This window comes from Bacterioplanoides sp., assembly GCF_965219715.1.
Classification (GTDB): Bacteria; Pseudomonadota; Gammaproteobacteria; order Pseudomonadales; family Oceanobacteraceae; genus Bacterioplanoides.
Genome location: NZ_OZ244785.1, coordinates 472157 through 489395 on the forward strand (window position 1 = coordinate 472157; position 17239 = coordinate 489395).

Annotated in this window: 14 protein-coding genes; 5 read left to right on the forward strand and 9 right to left on the reverse strand. The window is 48.8% G+C overall.

All coding sequences use genetic code 11. From position 1 onward, the window contains the following. Positions 1-84: 84 nt before the first annotated feature. Positions 85-3294, reverse strand: coding sequence for an EAL domain-containing protein (locus ACOQOZ_RS02690; RefSeq protein WP_420590748.1), 3210 nt, complete (start codon positions 3292-3294; stop codon positions 85-87). A gap of 214 nt (positions 3295-3508) precedes the next feature. Further along, positions 3509-4045 (reverse strand): pilus assembly FimT family protein, encoded by a 537-nt coding sequence (locus tag ACOQOZ_RS02695; RefSeq protein ID WP_420590749.1) that lies wholly within the window; start codon positions 4043-4045, stop codon positions 3509-3511. A 226-nt stretch (positions 4046-4271) separates the two neighbouring features. Between ACOQOZ_RS02695 and ACOQOZ_RS02700 the strand changes: the two genes are divergently transcribed. Further along, positions 4272-4811 (forward strand): hypothetical protein, encoded by a 540-nt coding sequence (locus tag ACOQOZ_RS02700; protein ID WP_420590750.1) that lies wholly within the window; start codon positions 4272-4274, stop codon positions 4809-4811. Then, positions 4724-6049 carry a hybrid sensor histidine kinase/response regulator gene (locus tag ACOQOZ_RS02705; RefSeq protein WP_420590751.1) on the forward strand — a complete coding sequence of 442 codons (1326 nt, stop codon included), beginning with the start codon at positions 4724-4726 and terminating at the stop codon, positions 6047-6049. The genes ACOQOZ_RS02700 and ACOQOZ_RS02705 overlap by 88 nt, the downstream gene beginning before the upstream one ends. 66 nt (positions 6050-6115) lie before the next feature. Here ACOQOZ_RS02705 and ACOQOZ_RS02710 read toward each other — a convergent pair whose 3' ends face one another. The 5 genes from ACOQOZ_RS02710 to ACOQOZ_RS02730 form a co-directional block, all read right to left on the reverse strand. Further along, the gene (locus tag ACOQOZ_RS02710; RefSeq protein WP_420590752.1) at positions 6116-7465 is read right to left on the reverse strand and encodes an ATP-binding protein; all 1350 of its coding nucleotides are present in this window, start codon (positions 7463-7465) and stop codon (positions 6116-6118) included. After that, positions 7452-8153 (reverse strand): response regulator, encoded by a 702-nt coding sequence (locus tag ACOQOZ_RS02715; protein ID WP_420590753.1) that lies wholly within the window; start codon positions 8151-8153, stop codon positions 7452-7454. Before ACOQOZ_RS02715 ends, ACOQOZ_RS02710 begins: the two co-directional genes overlap by 14 nt. A 48-nt stretch (positions 8154-8201) precedes the next feature. Then, on the reverse strand, positions 8202-10019 hold the full coding sequence (locus tag ACOQOZ_RS02720) for a hypothetical protein (protein ID WP_420590754.1): 1818 nt from the start codon (positions 10017-10019) through the stop codon (positions 8202-8204). Between the two features lie 132 nt (positions 10020-10151). Then, positions 10152-11144 (reverse strand): hypothetical protein, encoded by a 993-nt coding sequence (locus tag ACOQOZ_RS02725; RefSeq protein ID WP_420590755.1) that lies wholly within the window; start codon positions 11142-11144, stop codon positions 10152-10154. A 115-nt stretch (positions 11145-11259) separates the two neighbouring features. Beyond that, positions 11260-12261, reverse strand: a complete 1002-nt coding sequence (locus tag ACOQOZ_RS02730; RefSeq protein WP_420590756.1) for an AraC family transcriptional regulator ligand-binding domain-containing protein — start codon at positions 12259-12261, stop codon at positions 11260-11262. Between the two features lie 123 nt (positions 12262-12384). Here ACOQOZ_RS02730 and ACOQOZ_RS02735 point away from each other — a divergent pair, with 123 nt between their 5' ends. The 3 genes from ACOQOZ_RS02735 to ACOQOZ_RS02745 all read left to right on the forward strand — a co-directional run bounded on the left by ACOQOZ_RS02735 (position 12385) and on the right by ACOQOZ_RS02745 (position 14730). Then, positions 12385-13353 (forward strand): carbon-nitrogen hydrolase family protein, encoded by a 969-nt coding sequence (locus ACOQOZ_RS02735; RefSeq protein ID WP_420590757.1) that lies wholly within the window; start codon positions 12385-12387, stop codon positions 13351-13353. Between the two features lie 37 nt (positions 13354-13390). Further along, positions 13391-13831 (forward strand): hypothetical protein, encoded by a 441-nt coding sequence (locus ACOQOZ_RS02740; protein ID WP_420590758.1) that lies wholly within the window; start codon positions 13391-13393, stop codon positions 13829-13831. Positions 13832-13947: 116 nt separating this feature from the next. Then, positions 13948-14730, forward strand: a complete 783-nt coding sequence (locus ACOQOZ_RS02745) for a hypothetical protein (RefSeq protein ID WP_420590759.1) — start codon at positions 13948-13950, stop codon at positions 14728-14730. Between the two features lie 161 nt (positions 14731-14891). Here the strand turns inward: ACOQOZ_RS02745 and ACOQOZ_RS02750 are convergent, their stop codons facing one another. Next, on the reverse strand, positions 14892-15473 hold the full coding sequence (locus ACOQOZ_RS02750) for an outer membrane beta-barrel protein (protein WP_420590760.1): 582 nt from the start codon (positions 15471-15473) through the stop codon (positions 14892-14894). A 181-nt stretch (positions 15474-15654) separates the two neighbouring features. Then, positions 15655-17136 carry a hypothetical protein gene (locus ACOQOZ_RS02755; protein ID WP_420590761.1) on the reverse strand — a complete coding sequence of 494 codons (1482 nt, stop codon included), beginning with the start codon at positions 17134-17136 and terminating at the stop codon, positions 15655-15657. Positions 17137-17239: the final 103 nt, after the last annotated feature.

The following is a 17239-nucleotide window of genomic DNA, read 5'->3' on the forward strand; positions in this document are numbered from 1 at the left end:
GCTGAGCGCCATCCGCTGAATGTCAGTTGCTGATATTGCGGATGGCGCTGCTTTGTTCTGGTTGTTTTGGGCTTATTCGGCGGGTTATTCAGGGGCTTTTACGTTGGCTTTTTCTGATTTGTCCTGGCCAACCCAATTGTAATAAAAGGCTTCCAGCTCAGGCGCTGGCAGTGGTCTGCTGTAGCCATATCCCTGAGCCTGAATACAACCATGCTGTTTGAGATAATCCGACTGCTCCATGGTTTCCACACCTTCGGCCAACACACTTAATCCCAGGTTTTCAGACAGGGCGATGATGGTGCGACAAATGGCCATGTCATCGGCATCAACCGGAATATCACCAATAAAAGATTTATCAATCTTAAGCTTATGGATCGGTAACTTTTTCAGATAACTGAGTGACGAATAACCGGTACCAAAATCATCGATTGCCAGCTCAATCCCCAGTTCACTCAGCTGCTGCAGGTGACGGATGGTTTGTTCATTGGTCATGATGAAGGTTTCGGTCAGCTCCAGAGCCAGATGCTGCGGTGGCAGATCATAGCGCTTTAACACCGACTTCACTTTCTCTGTCAGGTCTTCTTTAGTGATTTGGGGGCCAGCAATATTAACCGCCACAGCACCGATATTAATGCCCTGATCGAGCCAGGTCTTGGCCTGCCAGGCGGCCTGTTCCAACACCCATTCACCGATGGCGAGGATCAGGCCGGTCTCTTCAGCAACCGGAATAAACTGATCCGGCGGCACCAGGCCTCTTTCCGGATGGATCCAGCGAATCAATGCTTCAACGCCGATGATTTGCTGTGTTTCGGTGTCGATTTGCGGCTGATAATACAGCGCAAATTCGTTACGAATCAGTGCATGACGCAGGTCACTTTCGATCTGCATACGTTCAGAGGCCTGGCGGGTCAGCTCTTCGGTATAGAAGTTATAGGTGTTACGTCCCAGTTGTTTGGCACGGTACATGGCGGCGTCGGAATTTCGCCATAACTCACCGGCATCCGAACCATCCTGAGGGTACATGCAAATACCAATGCTGGCGGACACATTCACCACATTGTTGCTCAACTGAATCGGTTGCTGGATATGTTCCAGTATTTTTTCCGCCAGGTGAGCGGCTTGTTCCGGGTGATCGAGATCGTCAAACAGCAGAACAAACTCATCACCACCAAGGCGACCAATGGTGTCTTTTTCCCGCAGAATGCTGCGCAGATTATCGGCAACATCAATCAGCAACTGGTCACCTTCGGTGTGACCCATGCTGTCGTTAATATTCTTAAAGTTGTCGAGATCCATGTACATCAGGGTAAACGACTGGCCGCTGCGATCGGCGTGTTTGATAGCTTGGTCGAGACGTTCCTTTAACAATACGCGGTTTGGCAGGTTAGTCAGTGAATCGTGATAGGCCAGATACGAGATCTTTTCCTGAGTCTTTTTCAGCTCACTGATGTCGGAGAAGACGGAAACGTAGTGGGTTATGTCTCCGGCGTTATTGCGCACCTCACTGATGGTTTGCCAGGCGGGAAAGATGTCACCATTTTTACGACGGTTATAAATTTCGCCACTCCAGCGACCACGATCATTAATGTTGTGCCACATATTGGCGTAGAACGAGGGACCTTGCTCGCCGGATTTGAGCATGCTCGGGTTGTTGCCCAGCGCTTCTTCACGTTGGTAGCCGGTGATCTCGCTGAAGGCGGAGTTGATCTCAATGATGCGACGGTCGGCATTGGTAATCACCACACCTTCGGCGGTGTTTTTCACCACGCTGGCTAATAGCCGCAATGACTCTTCGTTTGCTTTACGCTGGGTAATATCGCGGCCGACGCCCAGTACTCCCAATAAGCGCCCGTGTTGTTTGTCGTACACCGGGGTTTTGATGGTTTCCAGCAGTTCGGTGCGGCCATCACTGGCGTATTGGATCTGTTCCTCGTTGATCGAGCGGGAATTCGAATTTAACGCCAGCAGGTCGTTATTGCGGAAGGCATCTGCCAGCTCTTTTTCAACAAAGTCGTAATCGGTTTTGTTGACGATGTCTTTTTCGCTGGCACCAAAGAACTGCTCAAAGCGTTTATTGCAGGCCAGGTATACGCCTTTAGGGTCTTTGATCCATACCAGGTCGGGCAGGGTGGCCATCAGCAGGCGGAAGAAACTGGTTTGTTCTGCCAGGCGGTGGCTGAGGCGGCGCATCTTGATGTTGTTGTTGATGAGGTACATGGCGGCGCCAATCAACATAAGGAAGAACAGAGTTAACACTGAAAGCTGAGTGCGATATTTGTACCAGAGTGATTCTGGCTGAAACAGCACCAGGCTGTCCTGCGGCAGTTGTGAGCGCTGGAGACCAAAGGTTTTTAACTGTTGGAAATCGAACATCGGCCGATTCGGACTGTTCGCCAGAATGTTTATGTTGTCGATCGATTCACCCGACAGTACCCGGCGCGCCATCATCCCGGCTTGCAGTCCTTGTTCTTTATGACTGACCAGCACGCCACCGAGAATACCGTCACCCATACCGTGCTCCCAAAAGTGGAACAGAGGCACCTGATTGTGTTCGGTAATAAACGCCAGGCTTTCATCGAAGGTTTTAAAGTTTGAATCTTTATCACTGTAGGCCGATAACAGCAGCACCAGGTCGCGGCTACCAAGCAGACTCAGTTGGTTGCCCAGTTGTTGCCAGTTCAATTGTTGCAGCGAGAGTGGGTGGAAATGCAGATCGGCAAAATCCTGTTTGAAACCGAGCAGAGATTTGTAATCCGACTGGCCCGATACCCGGTTATCAACGATGACATAAACGTTGTCGCGCTGTGGGAACAGGCCTCTGGCAACAGACAGGCTGTCAGCAAATGACGGTGCTTCCACGACTCCGGTAATCCATGGAGTATCTTCGAGTGACAGCGCTTTGTTCAGATCATTTACGCCTAAAAATATTACCGGGGCACCAGCAAATAACGGCTGGTGATTGGCGATAACAAAATCAAGGGCGTTGTCGTCGGCGGTGATAATCAGATCGTAGGCGGGCAGGCGCTTAAGCTTATATCCGAGCAACTGCCGGAACAGCTGCTGGCTGGCGTCGTCGTTAATGTGTTTGCTGTCCATGTATTCGACGTCGAGAATCGGCTGATTATCAGCGAATGCCTGGTGCAGGCCATCAAGAACTTTGGTACTGGTTGGAAAGGTCGAGTGATAGGAAAACAGCAATAAAATACGTTTTTGGCTCAGATCCTGCGCGCTAACACTGTGCCCCGAGAACAGCAGTGGAAAAAACAGGAGTAAACATAAAAATAGTTTTTGCACGACGATGGGATCTGAATGTTAAAAAGGTTGGCTTATTATAGTTGACCGTTAAGCAAAAGGTTTACGGTTGTTAGTCTCATTCCGGCACTCAGACCCTGACTAATGTCAAAAAACACCCTAAAAAACTAAGCTTTATTTCTATATGTTTTGGTGCTTATAGAATAAAGAGCTATTGAAAGCGGAGTTGTTGCTATATCCCTATAAAAAAAGCCGCTTAACAGCCGGTGGTTAATACCCGGATTTCCGGACCGGTACCGGATGTCTGATTCTGATAGCGGATCTGGCATGGGAAGGAAACGCTTTTACTGTCGTAGTCTTCGCTGAAGAAAATAAAAATCTGATTAAATGCGCTGGCTTTATCGGTAAAAAAGATCGCTGCGTTTCTATCGTTCCGGGCGGTATTGCGATCAACCGAAGAAATATCCAGCCAGGCCTGAATCTGATTATTAATATCGACAAAGCTGGAGCTGCCATCCACTGCCGGGTAACCGTTAAACAACGGGATGCTAACCCCATTAATTACAACGGAACCGTTTCCTGTGGTTTGGCCCTGCAGCAATGCCTGGCTGTGCACCAGAGCCAACGCACTTTCAATGGCACCTGCGGTGGCATTGAGTGTCGATACTTTACTGTCGTCATTAAAATCGCTGTAGCGCGGCAGGATAATCGCAGCCAATACTCCCACCAGGACAATAACGGTAATAAGTTCGGCCAGGGTAAAGCCGCGGTTAGTTGAGGAGATGCGGGTCATTCAGGTCACGGGAATAATAGAAACACACTGAGTTTAGCAGACCGCCGTCCCGGTGATCCGGTTGTCCCGGAGATGATTAACAAAAGTTAATTAAAAGTAATGTTTACTTACAGCACAAGGGCGGGCGCTTTTGGTAATTACGGATGTGGGTAGGTAAAAATACCGATTCTGTTACTATTGTCAGAGTTTATGTTCCGATCGATAACTAGGTATGGATGGCCAGGGAATGAGCGCAATTCCAACCAATATTATGCGCCGCGAACAACTTGCGGTGATAGAAAAACAAATGTTGCGTGGATTGCCCGGTCCCATCGTTACCGCAATCGCCAGCTGTTATTTATTCTGGGACAAACTCGATTCATTCTGGGTGGCCTGCTGGGGAATCGCCAGCGTATCCAATAGCCTGGCGAATTGGTTTTATCTCTGGTACACCCGCAAACATCCGTTAGACGACCCGAAAATCAATCGCTTCCGCCTCAATATGACGGCGCTGTCGGGTTGTATCGCCGGGATAATCTGGAGTTTTCCATTATTAAGTTTGCTTGACTACAACTTTTCTGATGTCGATTACACCTATCAGTTTATCTATTTTTCCTTACTGGTGATTGGTCTGGGTGCTGGAGCACTTGGCGCTAATGCGCCGTATTTGCCGATGTATTATTTTTTATTATTCCGTTTATGTTGGTGTTCTGGTATCTCACCATTGCAGCGGTCAATATCGAAGAGATCAATACGGTTGGTTGGGTCGCATTATTTTATTTCGTGATTCTTACCCGTTATGCCCACACTATTAATTCCGATCTGAAAAACTCCATTCGAATGCGCTTTGCTAATAAAATTCTGGCAGACGAATATCGTGAACAAAAAGAACGGGCGGAAAAAAGTGATCTGGCCAAGTCCCGCTTCCTGGCAGCGGCCAGTCATGATTTGCGCCAACCGTTACAGGCGCTGGGTTTCTATGCCGATGCGTTACAACAACAGAATAAAAATCAAATCAGTCAGCGATTGGTGAACGGTATTTATAAAACCACTGAATCGCTGCGCAGTATGCTGAATGTTATTCTGGATTTATCCAAAATTCAGTCCGGGACATTGGAGACCCATGTTACCGCGGTTCCCGTAGCCACCTTATTGGATGATGTTTATCGCAGTACCAAACTGGCGGCGGAAGAAAAGAATATTACGCTCAGAGTTATGCCGAGCTCGCTAGTAGTGAACACCGATTACACCATGGTGACCCGGGTATTACTCAATCTGGTGTCGAATGCCATCCGTTATACCAACAGCGGGCGGGTCGTTATGGGTGTGCGTCGACGAGCGGATCAACAGGTTGAAATTCAGGTGTGGGACACCGGGGTTGGTATTGCGGCAGAGCATCAGCAGGATATTTTTGAAGAATATTTTCAGGTGAAAAACCAACAACGAGATTCTAGTCAGGGATTGGGTCTCGGCCTTTCGATTGTAAAAGGGTTACTGAACAGCATTGGTAGCGACATCTATATGCGCTCAGTGCTGGGTAAGGGCAGTTGTTTTTCTTTTGTTTTGCCCGGTTGTGATTCTGTTTGTTGTGACCCTGATGAGTATAGCGAAAGAAATAAGTCATCTGCAGAACAAACGCTGGAATCACTGAGCTTGCTGTTGATTGATGACGATCGCGATATTCTCGACAGTGTGTCACTGCTGCTCAATAGCTGGGGTTGTGAGGTAAAAACGGCTGACAGCCCGGCGCAGGTTCAGCAAGTGACTGCAGAAGGCTTTTATCCTGACGTGGTGTTGTCGGATTTACGCCTGCCAGATCAGGTCAGTGGTATTGAGGTGATGAATCAATTACGCCAGCAAGGGTATGATTTTTTCGGCGTATTAATCACCGGAGATACCGCCGAAGAGCGTTTACAGCAAGCCAAAGCTTCTGGCTATACCTTATTGCATAAACCGTTAAAACCGGCGCGGCTGCGTTTGCTGCTGAATCGCCATCAACAGCAACGCGAGAATATTCCCGGCTAAACAGATTGTGTTGTCAATTATTGAAGCGGGTGAGCGTGAATTATTTTTGAAACGGTTAATCACGAATTATTGTTGAAAGTGGTTCGGATTAGCCAGCGGAATGCGCAGCCGCACCGATAAACCCGAATCCCGGTTTTGCAGTGACAGGCCAATATTTAACCGTGCGCAGCCACTGTTAACCAGCGCTAAACCCAGGCCAATACCACCGGAGCGCCGATCACGGCTGTCGTCTAAGCGGCGATAGGGTTGCAGTGCCTGTTCAATGAGTTCCTCGGCAATACCCGGACCATCATCTTCCACAATTAATTCCGCCTGATTCCCCCGGGTGGTTAAATTTACCCGAATGCTTTGCTGACAATAGCGTTCTGCATTGCTGAAAATATTATCGATAATCAGTGTGAAGAAACGCTCATCCACAGCGACCGAGCAGGGCGTTAATGCCATCTGCCAGTCAATATGACTCTGGTGTCCCTGGCGACTGACGACTTTCTGTCTGATCCAGTTATCCAGCGGCAGCTCACTCAACGTGGGTTCTGAATTCTGCAGTCGCACCAGCTGCAAGCTGTTATCCGTCACTTTTTCCAGCTCATCCAGATAGCGATCCAGGTCGGATAACAACTCCTGCTGGAATTCATTTTCTGGCTGTCGTTGTAACAGCCCCAGTGCCAGTCGCGCACGACTTAACGGCGTGCGTAATTCGTGTGCCATGGCATTGGCCAGCAATCGTTTTTCTTCGAGATTGTTGCGGATTACTTCAATCATGCGGTTAAAGCGTTCCGACAATTGAAAAAACGGGCTGACATTTAATGCCGGTAGATGCACGTTATAGTCTTCTCTGGCGAGTGAGTCGGCGGAGTGTTCCAGCTGCTGTAACCAGCGGATCAGACGCTTAACCGGCCAGTAAAGAAATAATGCAATCGATGCTAATAGTAATAACGTGATGCCGATGGCGGTGACAAAGATATCCGCAGGACTGTCGTTACGTGCTGCTTCATCCAGGTGTTCGGGATTATCACGCACCCACAGGGCAGGTTGGTTTGTGACCTGAGCCTGAAATCCGGAAGCGAACTTAAATACCAGAATGTCTTCATCCAGATGCGGCCAGCCATCGATGAAATCGCTGTCTTTATCGTTCTCGATATTGGCGTCGTCATTTCCGTTACTGTCGGCGTAAAACTGCTGGCTGATTTCAAAACCGTGATCATTAATTAAATTGCTTACACAGGGGTTCTGCAGATGTTCGGTGCCACATTCAACCCGTGCCATCAGTAACAGCTGCTGGATATCACGGGCAAAATCTTCCCAGTCATCCTGACGTTCAACAAGGTGGATGGTGAGAAATAAAGCGCTGATGGTCAGCACCAGTGCCAGTGCCACTGCACCGTATAAATACCAGAAAAAACTAACGGGTTTCATCGTTTGCCAACATATAACCGGTGCCACGCACGGTTTTGATAAATCGTTGTGGTGCCTGGTCTCCCAGACGTTTGCGTAATGACGAAATGCGCATGTCCAGCGAGCGGTCGGCACCGTCGTAATCTATGCCACGCAGGCTTTTATAACAGCGGTCGCGACTCACGGCCTGACCCTGATGACGGGCGAGTAATTCGAGTAAATCGAACTCGCCGCTTTGCAGTTCAACGACCTCACCATTGAGCAATACCTCGCGACGACCGGGAATAATTTCAATCGGTCCGCAACGATATTGCTCAGACTGAACCGTACTCGTGGCACAACGTTTCAGTAATGCCTGGATGCGCATCAACAGCACATCCGGGCGGATCGGCTTGCGCACATAATCATCAGCGCCAGAGCGAAACGCCGTGAGTTCCGACACATCGTCTTCACAAGCGGTCAACATCAGAATCGGGCCCTGATAAAACGAACGAACCTGCTGGCAAACCGATAAGCCATCCTGGCCGGGCAGCAAAATGTCGAGAATTAACAAGTCGGGCGAGGCCTGGCGAACCGCCAGTGGCGCCTGATCGCCACGTTGGCAAACCTGAACATTAAAACCCTCGGTTTTTAAAAACACCGTCAGCAGGCGGCTGATTTCTGCATCGTCCTCAACCACCAGAATGTGTTTTTCTGCAAATTCGTTCATCGTTTTCTGTGCTTTTTAATTTACGGTTTGTGTGTCGCGTGTTGCCTTTCAGAGGTCATTCACATTCACTCTGTCATTGTCCCTAAAGCTAATAAACTCGACGTTAAGTAACACATCGTGACCATCGCGACCGTTAATGTTGTCAGAAACATGCCATTCTTTACCCTGTTGAGAAACCTGATACTCACGCTGCAGGCCAGAAAATACCGCAACGTCCTGATCTCCACCTGCTCCGTCTATAATATTGTGACCTTCATTGCCTCGCAAAATATTAGCTTGATCATTACCCAGTATATTGCTGTTGTTGCTGCCCGTCAGGTGCACGTGCTGTAAGTACTGAGATTGGCTAGTATATTCCAGCGCAGAATTGTACTGCAGGCTGAAGGTTTCACCAGCTGGGAAATCAGCACTGATTGGCATGCTGGTGGTGATGTACGACGGCCAGACTTCTTTAATTAACGCCAGTCCACCCGGATCTTTTTGTTGTTGAACCAGGCGGGTCGTACCGAGATAGCCGTCTAAGCCACGATCGGAATAGCCCCACAGGCCGTAAAAACCTTCCACTGCTGCAGCGAGATATTCATAGTTCAAAGAGGTGTAACCGTTTTGGTCTGTTTCAGCCTGCCATTCGTTTACGTCTTCCTGGCTGGGATTCCAGCTTTTATCCGCAAGAGCCTGGTTGGCGAGGGTGACGATTCGTTCTTGTAGTGCTTTCTCCGCAGACGCTAAACCATGGCCCTGAACCAGATGCAGGATTTCTTCATAGGTAGCATCACGGCCGCTGGCTTCGCTGCGTTTCAGATAATTTTGTGTTCCTTCAACAAACACCTCGCTGGCGTATAAGTCCTGACCATGTTGAGCCAGAGCCGATTGTCCGAGGCTGCCATTAAAGGCGGCTTCCGAGTCTTGCTGGGTAGCGAACATAAACAGACTGGCCTGGTCATCGCCCAGCTTGGCGCTCATTTTATCTTTGTTTTGCAGGCCTTTTTCATTGGTCAGGTAGTGCTGCATTACCGCCCGGGCTTTGGCCATTTGTAAAGGCGCCACGGTTTTTGAGGCAAAGATATGAATTGGTTTTTTGTTGGCGGCGTTTACCCAGGTGTACTGAGAGAATAAAGCACCGATGGCTTTATCTGTGCTGGCATGATGAGTAATCATGTTCAGTTCTTTCTCAGTCGCTGCCCGCGTGGTGATGCCATATTGTTTACGCTCAGCGCTCGACATCCAGTGAATGTTATCGGCGTCAGCGGCTTTGATGGTGTACCAATAAAAATCTTCGTTGATGCCCAGGGCTTTGTAATAGTCGAGATACGGTTTATGCGATGCATGATCGCGGGGCAGAGTGCTGGCATCCTTAACGCCATCGCCGCCCCAGGAATGGACACCCACCAGGACATCTTGAGCGGCGAAACGCTCTTTGCCGGCAAGGAATAGGTCCACGCCGCCGGAGGCAATTTCACCACCCGGTGGTAAATAGGTATTCAGTCCCAACTGACGTAAACGCAAACCGGCTTTCAGATTCATTTCATCGTCGCTGGAGCCGGGAACATTTTGCAGCACAACGGTTTTTACCTGCGGATTGTTCTTTACCAGAGTGTTCAGCTGGTCGACGATTTTGGAGGTAATTTCGCCATCCATAATGGCCCAGTCACCACGCACGGCAAATAACCCATCCGCTTGCTGACCAGTGCCCGGTTTGGTGACATTACCTGAGTTATTGCCGCCGTTGTTGCCGGTATTGCTTCCTGAATTACTGGAAGCGCTGTTGGATTTGCTATCAGAGCCACAGCCCGTCAGGCCGACAATCGAAGCCAGAGTGGCAGCCAGCAGAGCCGTACGTAAATTGGATGTCTTTAGAGCTTTCATCAGTGTTCTCCTGTCAGTTCGGAGAACAGCATAAGCAGGTGGGGAAAGGGAAAGTATCTGGCTTATGTCTGAACTTTGTCAGCAGATGTCAGCCCCGCTGAATCGGGGCTGAACCAGCCGACTTTCAGCGGTTTACATCAGCTCCAGAGCTTCTGGCTGATGGACAGTGGTATGTTGCTGCCAATAGCTTTGTGCCATTGATTCCAGCTCGTCTTCGCTGAAATTGCGCACGGTTTTTTGCTCAATGCGGGCGGATGACGTTGCACTGTTATTGGCATTAACCCGTTGTTGTAAGAGCACCGGATCATTGGTTTCCAGTAAGCGTTGGGTAATTTCAAAATCCAGCTTAATACCGGGAAAGTCCATGCGCTCAAATTTCATTTTTGAGGTCAGTTTTAACAAGGTGCCGGTGCGACGTTCCAGCCACATGGTTCCCGTAGCGCTGGTGCGTGTGCTCTTGCTCAGGTTACCGCTGATCGCCTGGGCACGGCTATCAGTAACAGCCACTTTGAAAGTGTTCCATAGATCTCCACCAACGGTGATATCTTCAACGCCCTGATATGTAGACTGTACATCGCTGGAGCGGTTTCCTGCCGGATTACCGGAAGGGTATTGCAGCAGGTCAGCACTTTGAACGGAGCTGCTCTTCTGACCAACCTGCGGCGCACTGCTGTTATTGCTGTTTGTTATTGTGGTGGTCGTGGTGTGCAGGTTGTTGTACCACTGATTTGTGATATCCAGCGTCGCCAGCAGCTTAGGCGCAGCTTCAATCGTAAAATAACTTGTGCTTGAGTGCTCAGCGGGCTTACCCGTGTACTCAACAAAGTTTTTGATCTTTTTATAGGGGGCCGGGCTATCGGTCGACACCTTAAGTGCTGCCGGGATGCTGTTTACCACTTCAGTCTGGCGAAAAGTTTTAAAGTACTCTGACTTCGGTGGCAACTGAGCTCGGGAAACCGTCTGATAATGCCCGTAAATAATCGTATTACTGGCGGCGGTTCCGGGAGTTGCATGAATACCGACATTTTTCTGGATAGGCTCGGATGAATCGGAATCACTGCCACCACCACAAGCGGCAACAAGTACAGAAAGAAGGGTGACTGGCAGGTAGGCAACGGCGCGCATATCGTTCCTTGATAAATATGTAAAAAAGCGCGCGAATACTACTGAATGCCCGTACAACTATCAAGACGCAGATCTGTTGATTGAATCAGACTATTCGGTGTCGATGTATGAATCGTTATTGGTTTCGTAACCTGAACTCCCCCGGAGTACAGCCGTGCCAGAGTTTAAAGGCGCGGCGAAAGCTGGAAAAATCCTGGTAGCCCAGCTGGGCCGCAATGGCATCAATCGTCAGGTCCGATTCCCGTAAATAGAACTCGGCATAATCTTTCAGTGCGAGATTACGTAACTCACGGAAATTATTACCCTCGCGACTCAGGTGCCTGTTTAACGTACGCTCGCTGATATTCAGGCTTTGGGCGGTGGCGGTAACATCCGGCAGAGGAGGTGGTTGGGCGGATAAAAAACGCCGCACGTGATCGCTGTAGGGGTGATTGCTGGTCTGCTGCAGCTTATTCAATTGCTGCGATAATTTCAGTTGGTAGCTGTCCCAGGCAATGGCATCATAAAACGGCGAGGCAATCTCCAGATCGGCTTTGGGTATCTCCAGCGTCGCATGGGTGGCGTTGAACTCACACTGACTATTGAAGTAATGCGGGTACTGTTCTGCGTTGTCTGGTGCTGCGTAGGGAAAGCAAATCCTGCCTTTTGCCAGCGGTTTACCGGTAACGGCTTCAATCAGATTCTGCGACATCATCAGCATCACCTCGGTCTGAAACTGACGGGTATCGGCCAGGTCGACCAGCTCTACAAACACCAGCTTACTGCCGGTTTGGGTGGGAATCAGATCGAGGCGAAAGTAACCAGCGTGGATTTGTACAAAAGCGGTTGGTAATTGCAGCGCTTGTGCCAGAGAAGGAGCCGATAAAATCGCGTGTCCGAGTTCACCCAGTGAGGCTGGCGCCAGTTTTTGCCCAACTTTCAGGCCCAGCAACGGGTCTGGAGTGAAGGCCCGGATTCGGCGTAAAAACGCAAAAAAATCCTGATAAGGCATAAACGCTTCACCGTTGATTTGGTCAAAATCCACCGTGGCGTCCGCCAGTAACGGCTCCGCAGACGTGGCTGTTAAACCCAGTTCGCGGCAGATAAAGCGGGCGTAGATGGTGGAGATATGATGCATCGGTCGTCAGCGATAAACGTGTCTGACCGAAAATACCATAGTGCTGTCCTTGCCCGCAATTTTGCTTTTTATCCGTGTCGGCAGAATAACCCCATACCAACCCCAACCGCACAGAGGTCTGAAATGGCACAACAATCTTCTTTACGCGTTGCCGCAATTCAGCTTGAAACAAAAATTGCCGATGTCACCGCCAATCTGCAGGCGTGTGAAAGGTTGGCGTTGCAAGCACTCGAAGCCGGGGCTGAGTGGATTGCCTTGCCGGAGTTCTTTAACAGTGGCGTTAATTTTTCCGATGAAATGTTAAGCGCTATCGAAACTGAGAACGGCCCGTCGGCGACCTTTCTGCAGCAGTTTTCTGCCCAGCATCAGGTTGTGATTGGTGGCTCGTTTTTATGTCGTCTGACCAAATCGGATGGCAGTCCTGGTGGTGTTCGTAACCGCTATTTATGCTTTAACAAGGGCGAGTTGGTGGGTTATCACGATAAAGATTTACCCACCATGTGGGAGGCCGCGTATTACGAAAATGGAGAAGCTGGTGACGATGGCGTTTTGGGCGATATTGATGGTATCCGCACAGGTACGGCAGTTTGTTGGGAGTTCTTACGCAGCCAAACATCCCGGAGATTGCAGGGAAAAATTGATGTGCTGATAGGTGGCTCACACTGGTGGAGCATTCCGGAAAACTGGCCTGCATGGTTGACCCACAGTATGGAAGCACGCAATCAGGAGAACGTTATTGCAACGGTTCAACATAGTGCCCGACTCATTGGTTGTCCGGTTATTCACGCCTCTCACTGTGGTCATTTCGAAGGCAGGCACCCAAGTGTTCCGTTTATGCCGTATCGTGGCCAATTGGAGGGGCAGGCCGCCATTATTGATGGTCATGGTAATCTGCTGGCACATCGCAGCCGGGAACAGGGTGAAGGTTTTGTTATTGCGGATATTACCCCGGAGAATGTTAGCAACCAGGAGCCGATACCAGACAATTACTGGTTACGAAAACGTGGGGTATTGCCAACCTTTTCCTGGATTGCTGACGGCTTTGTTGGACGCCTGTGGTACAAAAAGAACGTATTAAATAAATCACTGTAAAAGGAAAATAAACGTGGTATTTCCTGATGGAACTCTGATGGCACAGCCCATTACTGACTGGACGCCAAAACCTGAATGGCTGCTGGTTACTGCAGCCCTTGCTATGCTGATTTCACTGATTGAAGCCTGGCTGGCAACACTGATTATTTATGGCAAAGTCGGATGGCTGAAAAAGATATTTCCCGCCACTCATAATCTGATTCGTTCCCATGTGGATTACACCATAATGACTGGCCTGGCGGCGGTGCTGTATTTTGTCATTATTCATTTGCAGTTGCAGATTCCACCGGCTGTTATTGCGATTTTCTGTATTGGGCTGTTGTACAACCCCGCCGGGTTTATTGCTAAAGCTGTTAATCCGAATATGGGAAATAGCGATACCGTTCTTGGCAGGGTGATGGTGTGTGCCGGTTTCTTACCGGCGACCATTGGATTTGGTTACATTATGATCGCTGTTATCGACAGCTTAATTGCTTGATGAGTGATCTAATGATAAATACCTAATTTACTGACAATACAATAAATTGAGTACTAATGAGTTTTTGATTCGATTAATTTTCCGGCTTCGATTAACACAACACGGAGTTGTTTCTTATGTTCAGAAAATTATTAGTTTCTTCATTGCTTATGGTTTCTGCATCAGCCTCGCTGGCTGGTGTACAAACTTTCACCACTGAAAACATCGGTGGGATTGATAATTTCGTTTATCCCAACCTGGATGTCAGCGGTATAAGTGGCATTGATATTCGCCTTGAGTCAACTCAGGTTCCGGGCAGCCCGGAGACACAAAACGTAATTAAGCGGGTAGAATTTAAGCTGCCAAATGCTAATAACGTGATTGCAACAAACCTGGTAAAAAGCACCACGTCACCGGATAGCTACCGTAAAATCATCAACAGCCCGTGGGTATTCAAAAAGCTGTTAGTTGAGATTAAGGGTTATGAAATCAGCGAAGGTCAGAACATTGAATACCGCGTGATGGTGGTTGAAAACCACTCAAGCAATAACGTGCTGGAAGAAGCGGCTGGTCAAACTGTGATCAGTGGCAACGCTGTTCTGGTGGACAAAACCCGTAACAAAGTGGTTGATGTTACCCGTGCCACCGTTGCTGGAAAGCGCGTAACTCTAAAGCTGCTGGATCGCATTAAAAATGATAAAGCCCAGGTTGAGGCTGTATGGATGGGGCATGGCACCAAGACTCTGCTGATCGATGCGCCTGCTTATAATGCCACTGCAAAGTCCATCAAGTTACAAACGGCTGGAGATGACAATGCAGTTGAAGTGGTTGTGGTTGATAGCTTTGGTTCTGAACAAACCCACTTCAGTCCAAGTCTGAAACAGCTTTTGGAAGCGGCGTTTGGTCCAATTCCTCAGTGAACACCGTTACAGATTTGCAGTTAAAATAACGAAAATAAAAAACCGCCTGAAGGCGGTTTTTTATTTTTCTGATTCTGAACTTAGTCAGAACTGCTTTATCTGGTTGGTCTGAAAATCGTTCAATCAAATGGCCTGAAATAAACAGATCCGGATTGAACAGATTAAAAATAAATATTGGCCTCCAGAGAAACCGCACTGACGTCCTCGTGAAAGTGAGCAATATTTTCGTAAGTCAGTGACAGGTCGAGATCGCTGGCGACTTTCAGCTCCAGACCGGCGCCATAAACAAAACCGCTTGAGGTAATTTTACCGGTGCGCTCTTTTGATGATTGAAAATTATATTTAAATTCTGCGGTATTCAGACCGAGAATTAACAATGGCGTCAGGGTTTTATTACCAAGTGGGCGAACCTTTGCCAGTGCACTCAGGCTGTAGGCGAGTTTAGCGGCATATTGCGCTGTTTTATCTTTTTCATTCTCATAATCAGACGTCTGGTTTTTGATCCCTGTAGCCAGCTCCAGGTGTGTACTGAAATAGGGTGACACACGATCTGAAACAGCAATCGCGACGGCGGGAAAATCATTGCTTTTATCAATGCGAGATACGTCGCTCTGGTGTGGTACGGCAGCATTAATATGCTTGTAGGCAATGCCAAACTTAAGCTGATGGTTGGTGCTCTGATCTGCCTGTGCCATCGTAGAAAGGCTAATCAGTAGCGAGAGAAGTGGCAGCGCCGGTTTCATTAATACTTCCTTATTTCATGAAGCGGATAAAACCCAGAGATGATATCCATTCTCATTGATATAAGGAAGTAAATTATCAGTAGCAGCGGCGACGGGATAAACGATTTGAGACGTCTATCCCATTGCTGAATGCATTAGCAAATTCAGGGTTGCCACTTCTGCTGAATACAGCACCTTAGCATTAATGAAATACGGAGAATCCGGTGTCGTTACCAATGCGCTTCAGGCTATTGCTTTTAAGCACATTCACGCTGTAAATGCCGCCGTAATTTCTGCCATCGGTATCCAGCGTACTCAGTAGTGCAACGCCACTTTTGCTGGTGTAAGGGTCCAGACGAACCGCTTCAACGCTTTTATCAAACTGTGCCAGCACGTGCAGCGGTTTTGATTGCGCCGCAGACCAGGCCACCAGGCTGTTGTTGGTTTCGCCATAGTTCAGTAACACGGGCAGATTGTTCTCGCTATTGATTGGGCTGCCGACGTTGACCCAGCTGGCGTTCTCAATGTTAGTCACTTTACCCGCGTTGCTGATTAAGCTGGCTACCCGGCTTTTATCAGTGTTGGCTCCGCCAGACACAAAGCCACCTTCAACGGCGTAAAGCGTGCTGCTGGCATTGGCGATGGTCAGGTTCAGTTCGGTAACAACCGGAGCAGATACCGATGTGAAATTCACCAGTTTGTAGCGCGTCAAAGCGCCAAATTGAGTACGTACAATGGCACTGTTCTGACCCAGATCGATATTACGGATATCGGCACTTGGGTTGCTGTTATCTGCGCCATTGTCGTTATAAACCAGAGTGGAGGTTTTGCTCGCCAGGTCGTAGTGATACAGCTTGGCGGAATCGGCGTAGACAAAAGTTCCGCTGTGCAGGCTTTCGGCTTCGGTCCAGCTGTTGCTGCTGGTGTAGAAGGCTTCGCCCAGCTCGCCAGCGGCTAGCTGAGTGGCGGTGACATCGTACAGGTCTGAGCCAATTCGCAGGATCACTGAGCTGTGATTAGCGAAATTAAAGACATGCACGGGAGCATCAATGCCGTTTTTTAACTGCACGGTTTCGCCATCTAAGTTGGCGTACAACAGCGTATCGCCACGTTCACCCGTACGAATCACCATACCGGTCAGGTTGTTATTGATCACCACGGCGTCCGCATCGTAGTTATCGGCAACTGCAGCATTGGCAATGGCCAGTGGTGCTTCGCTGCTGGTCTGGCTGCTATCAATGCGCCAGTAACGGTTGTCGGCGGTCTTGCCACAATCGTTGTCGGCGCCGGGAGTGGAATAAAACAGATAGGCTTTGCCAACGGAACCAAAAGCTTCGTTGTCGCACACTTCGTTGCTGATTAATGCACTGCTGACCTGAGACGCCGCATTCGTGGTGGCTGACACCTGATACCAACGCTGATCTTTCAGATAAAACATGGTGCCAAATATTTCGCGGCCCTGGCTGTCGTATTGGTCGGCCAGATCAAGCAACTTGGGCTTAGAAACAACCTCTTTAATTTCGTTGTTGGTTTTATTAAAACTTAAAATGGTTTCGCTGGCGGGCTTGGCGAAATAGGTGAACTCGTTTTCGGCTTTTTTACTGCTGCTGGAATCAGAACCACAAGCAGTTAACAGAGCGATAGGTAAAGCCAACAGGAAAGGGAACGTAACAATACGTGTCACTGGGATCTCCACTGAATCTACGTGTAATACAAAAACAGCGCATGTCTGATGGATAAATCAGATCATTCGCTGTTTAACTGGCCCGGACTATACCCGAATGAAA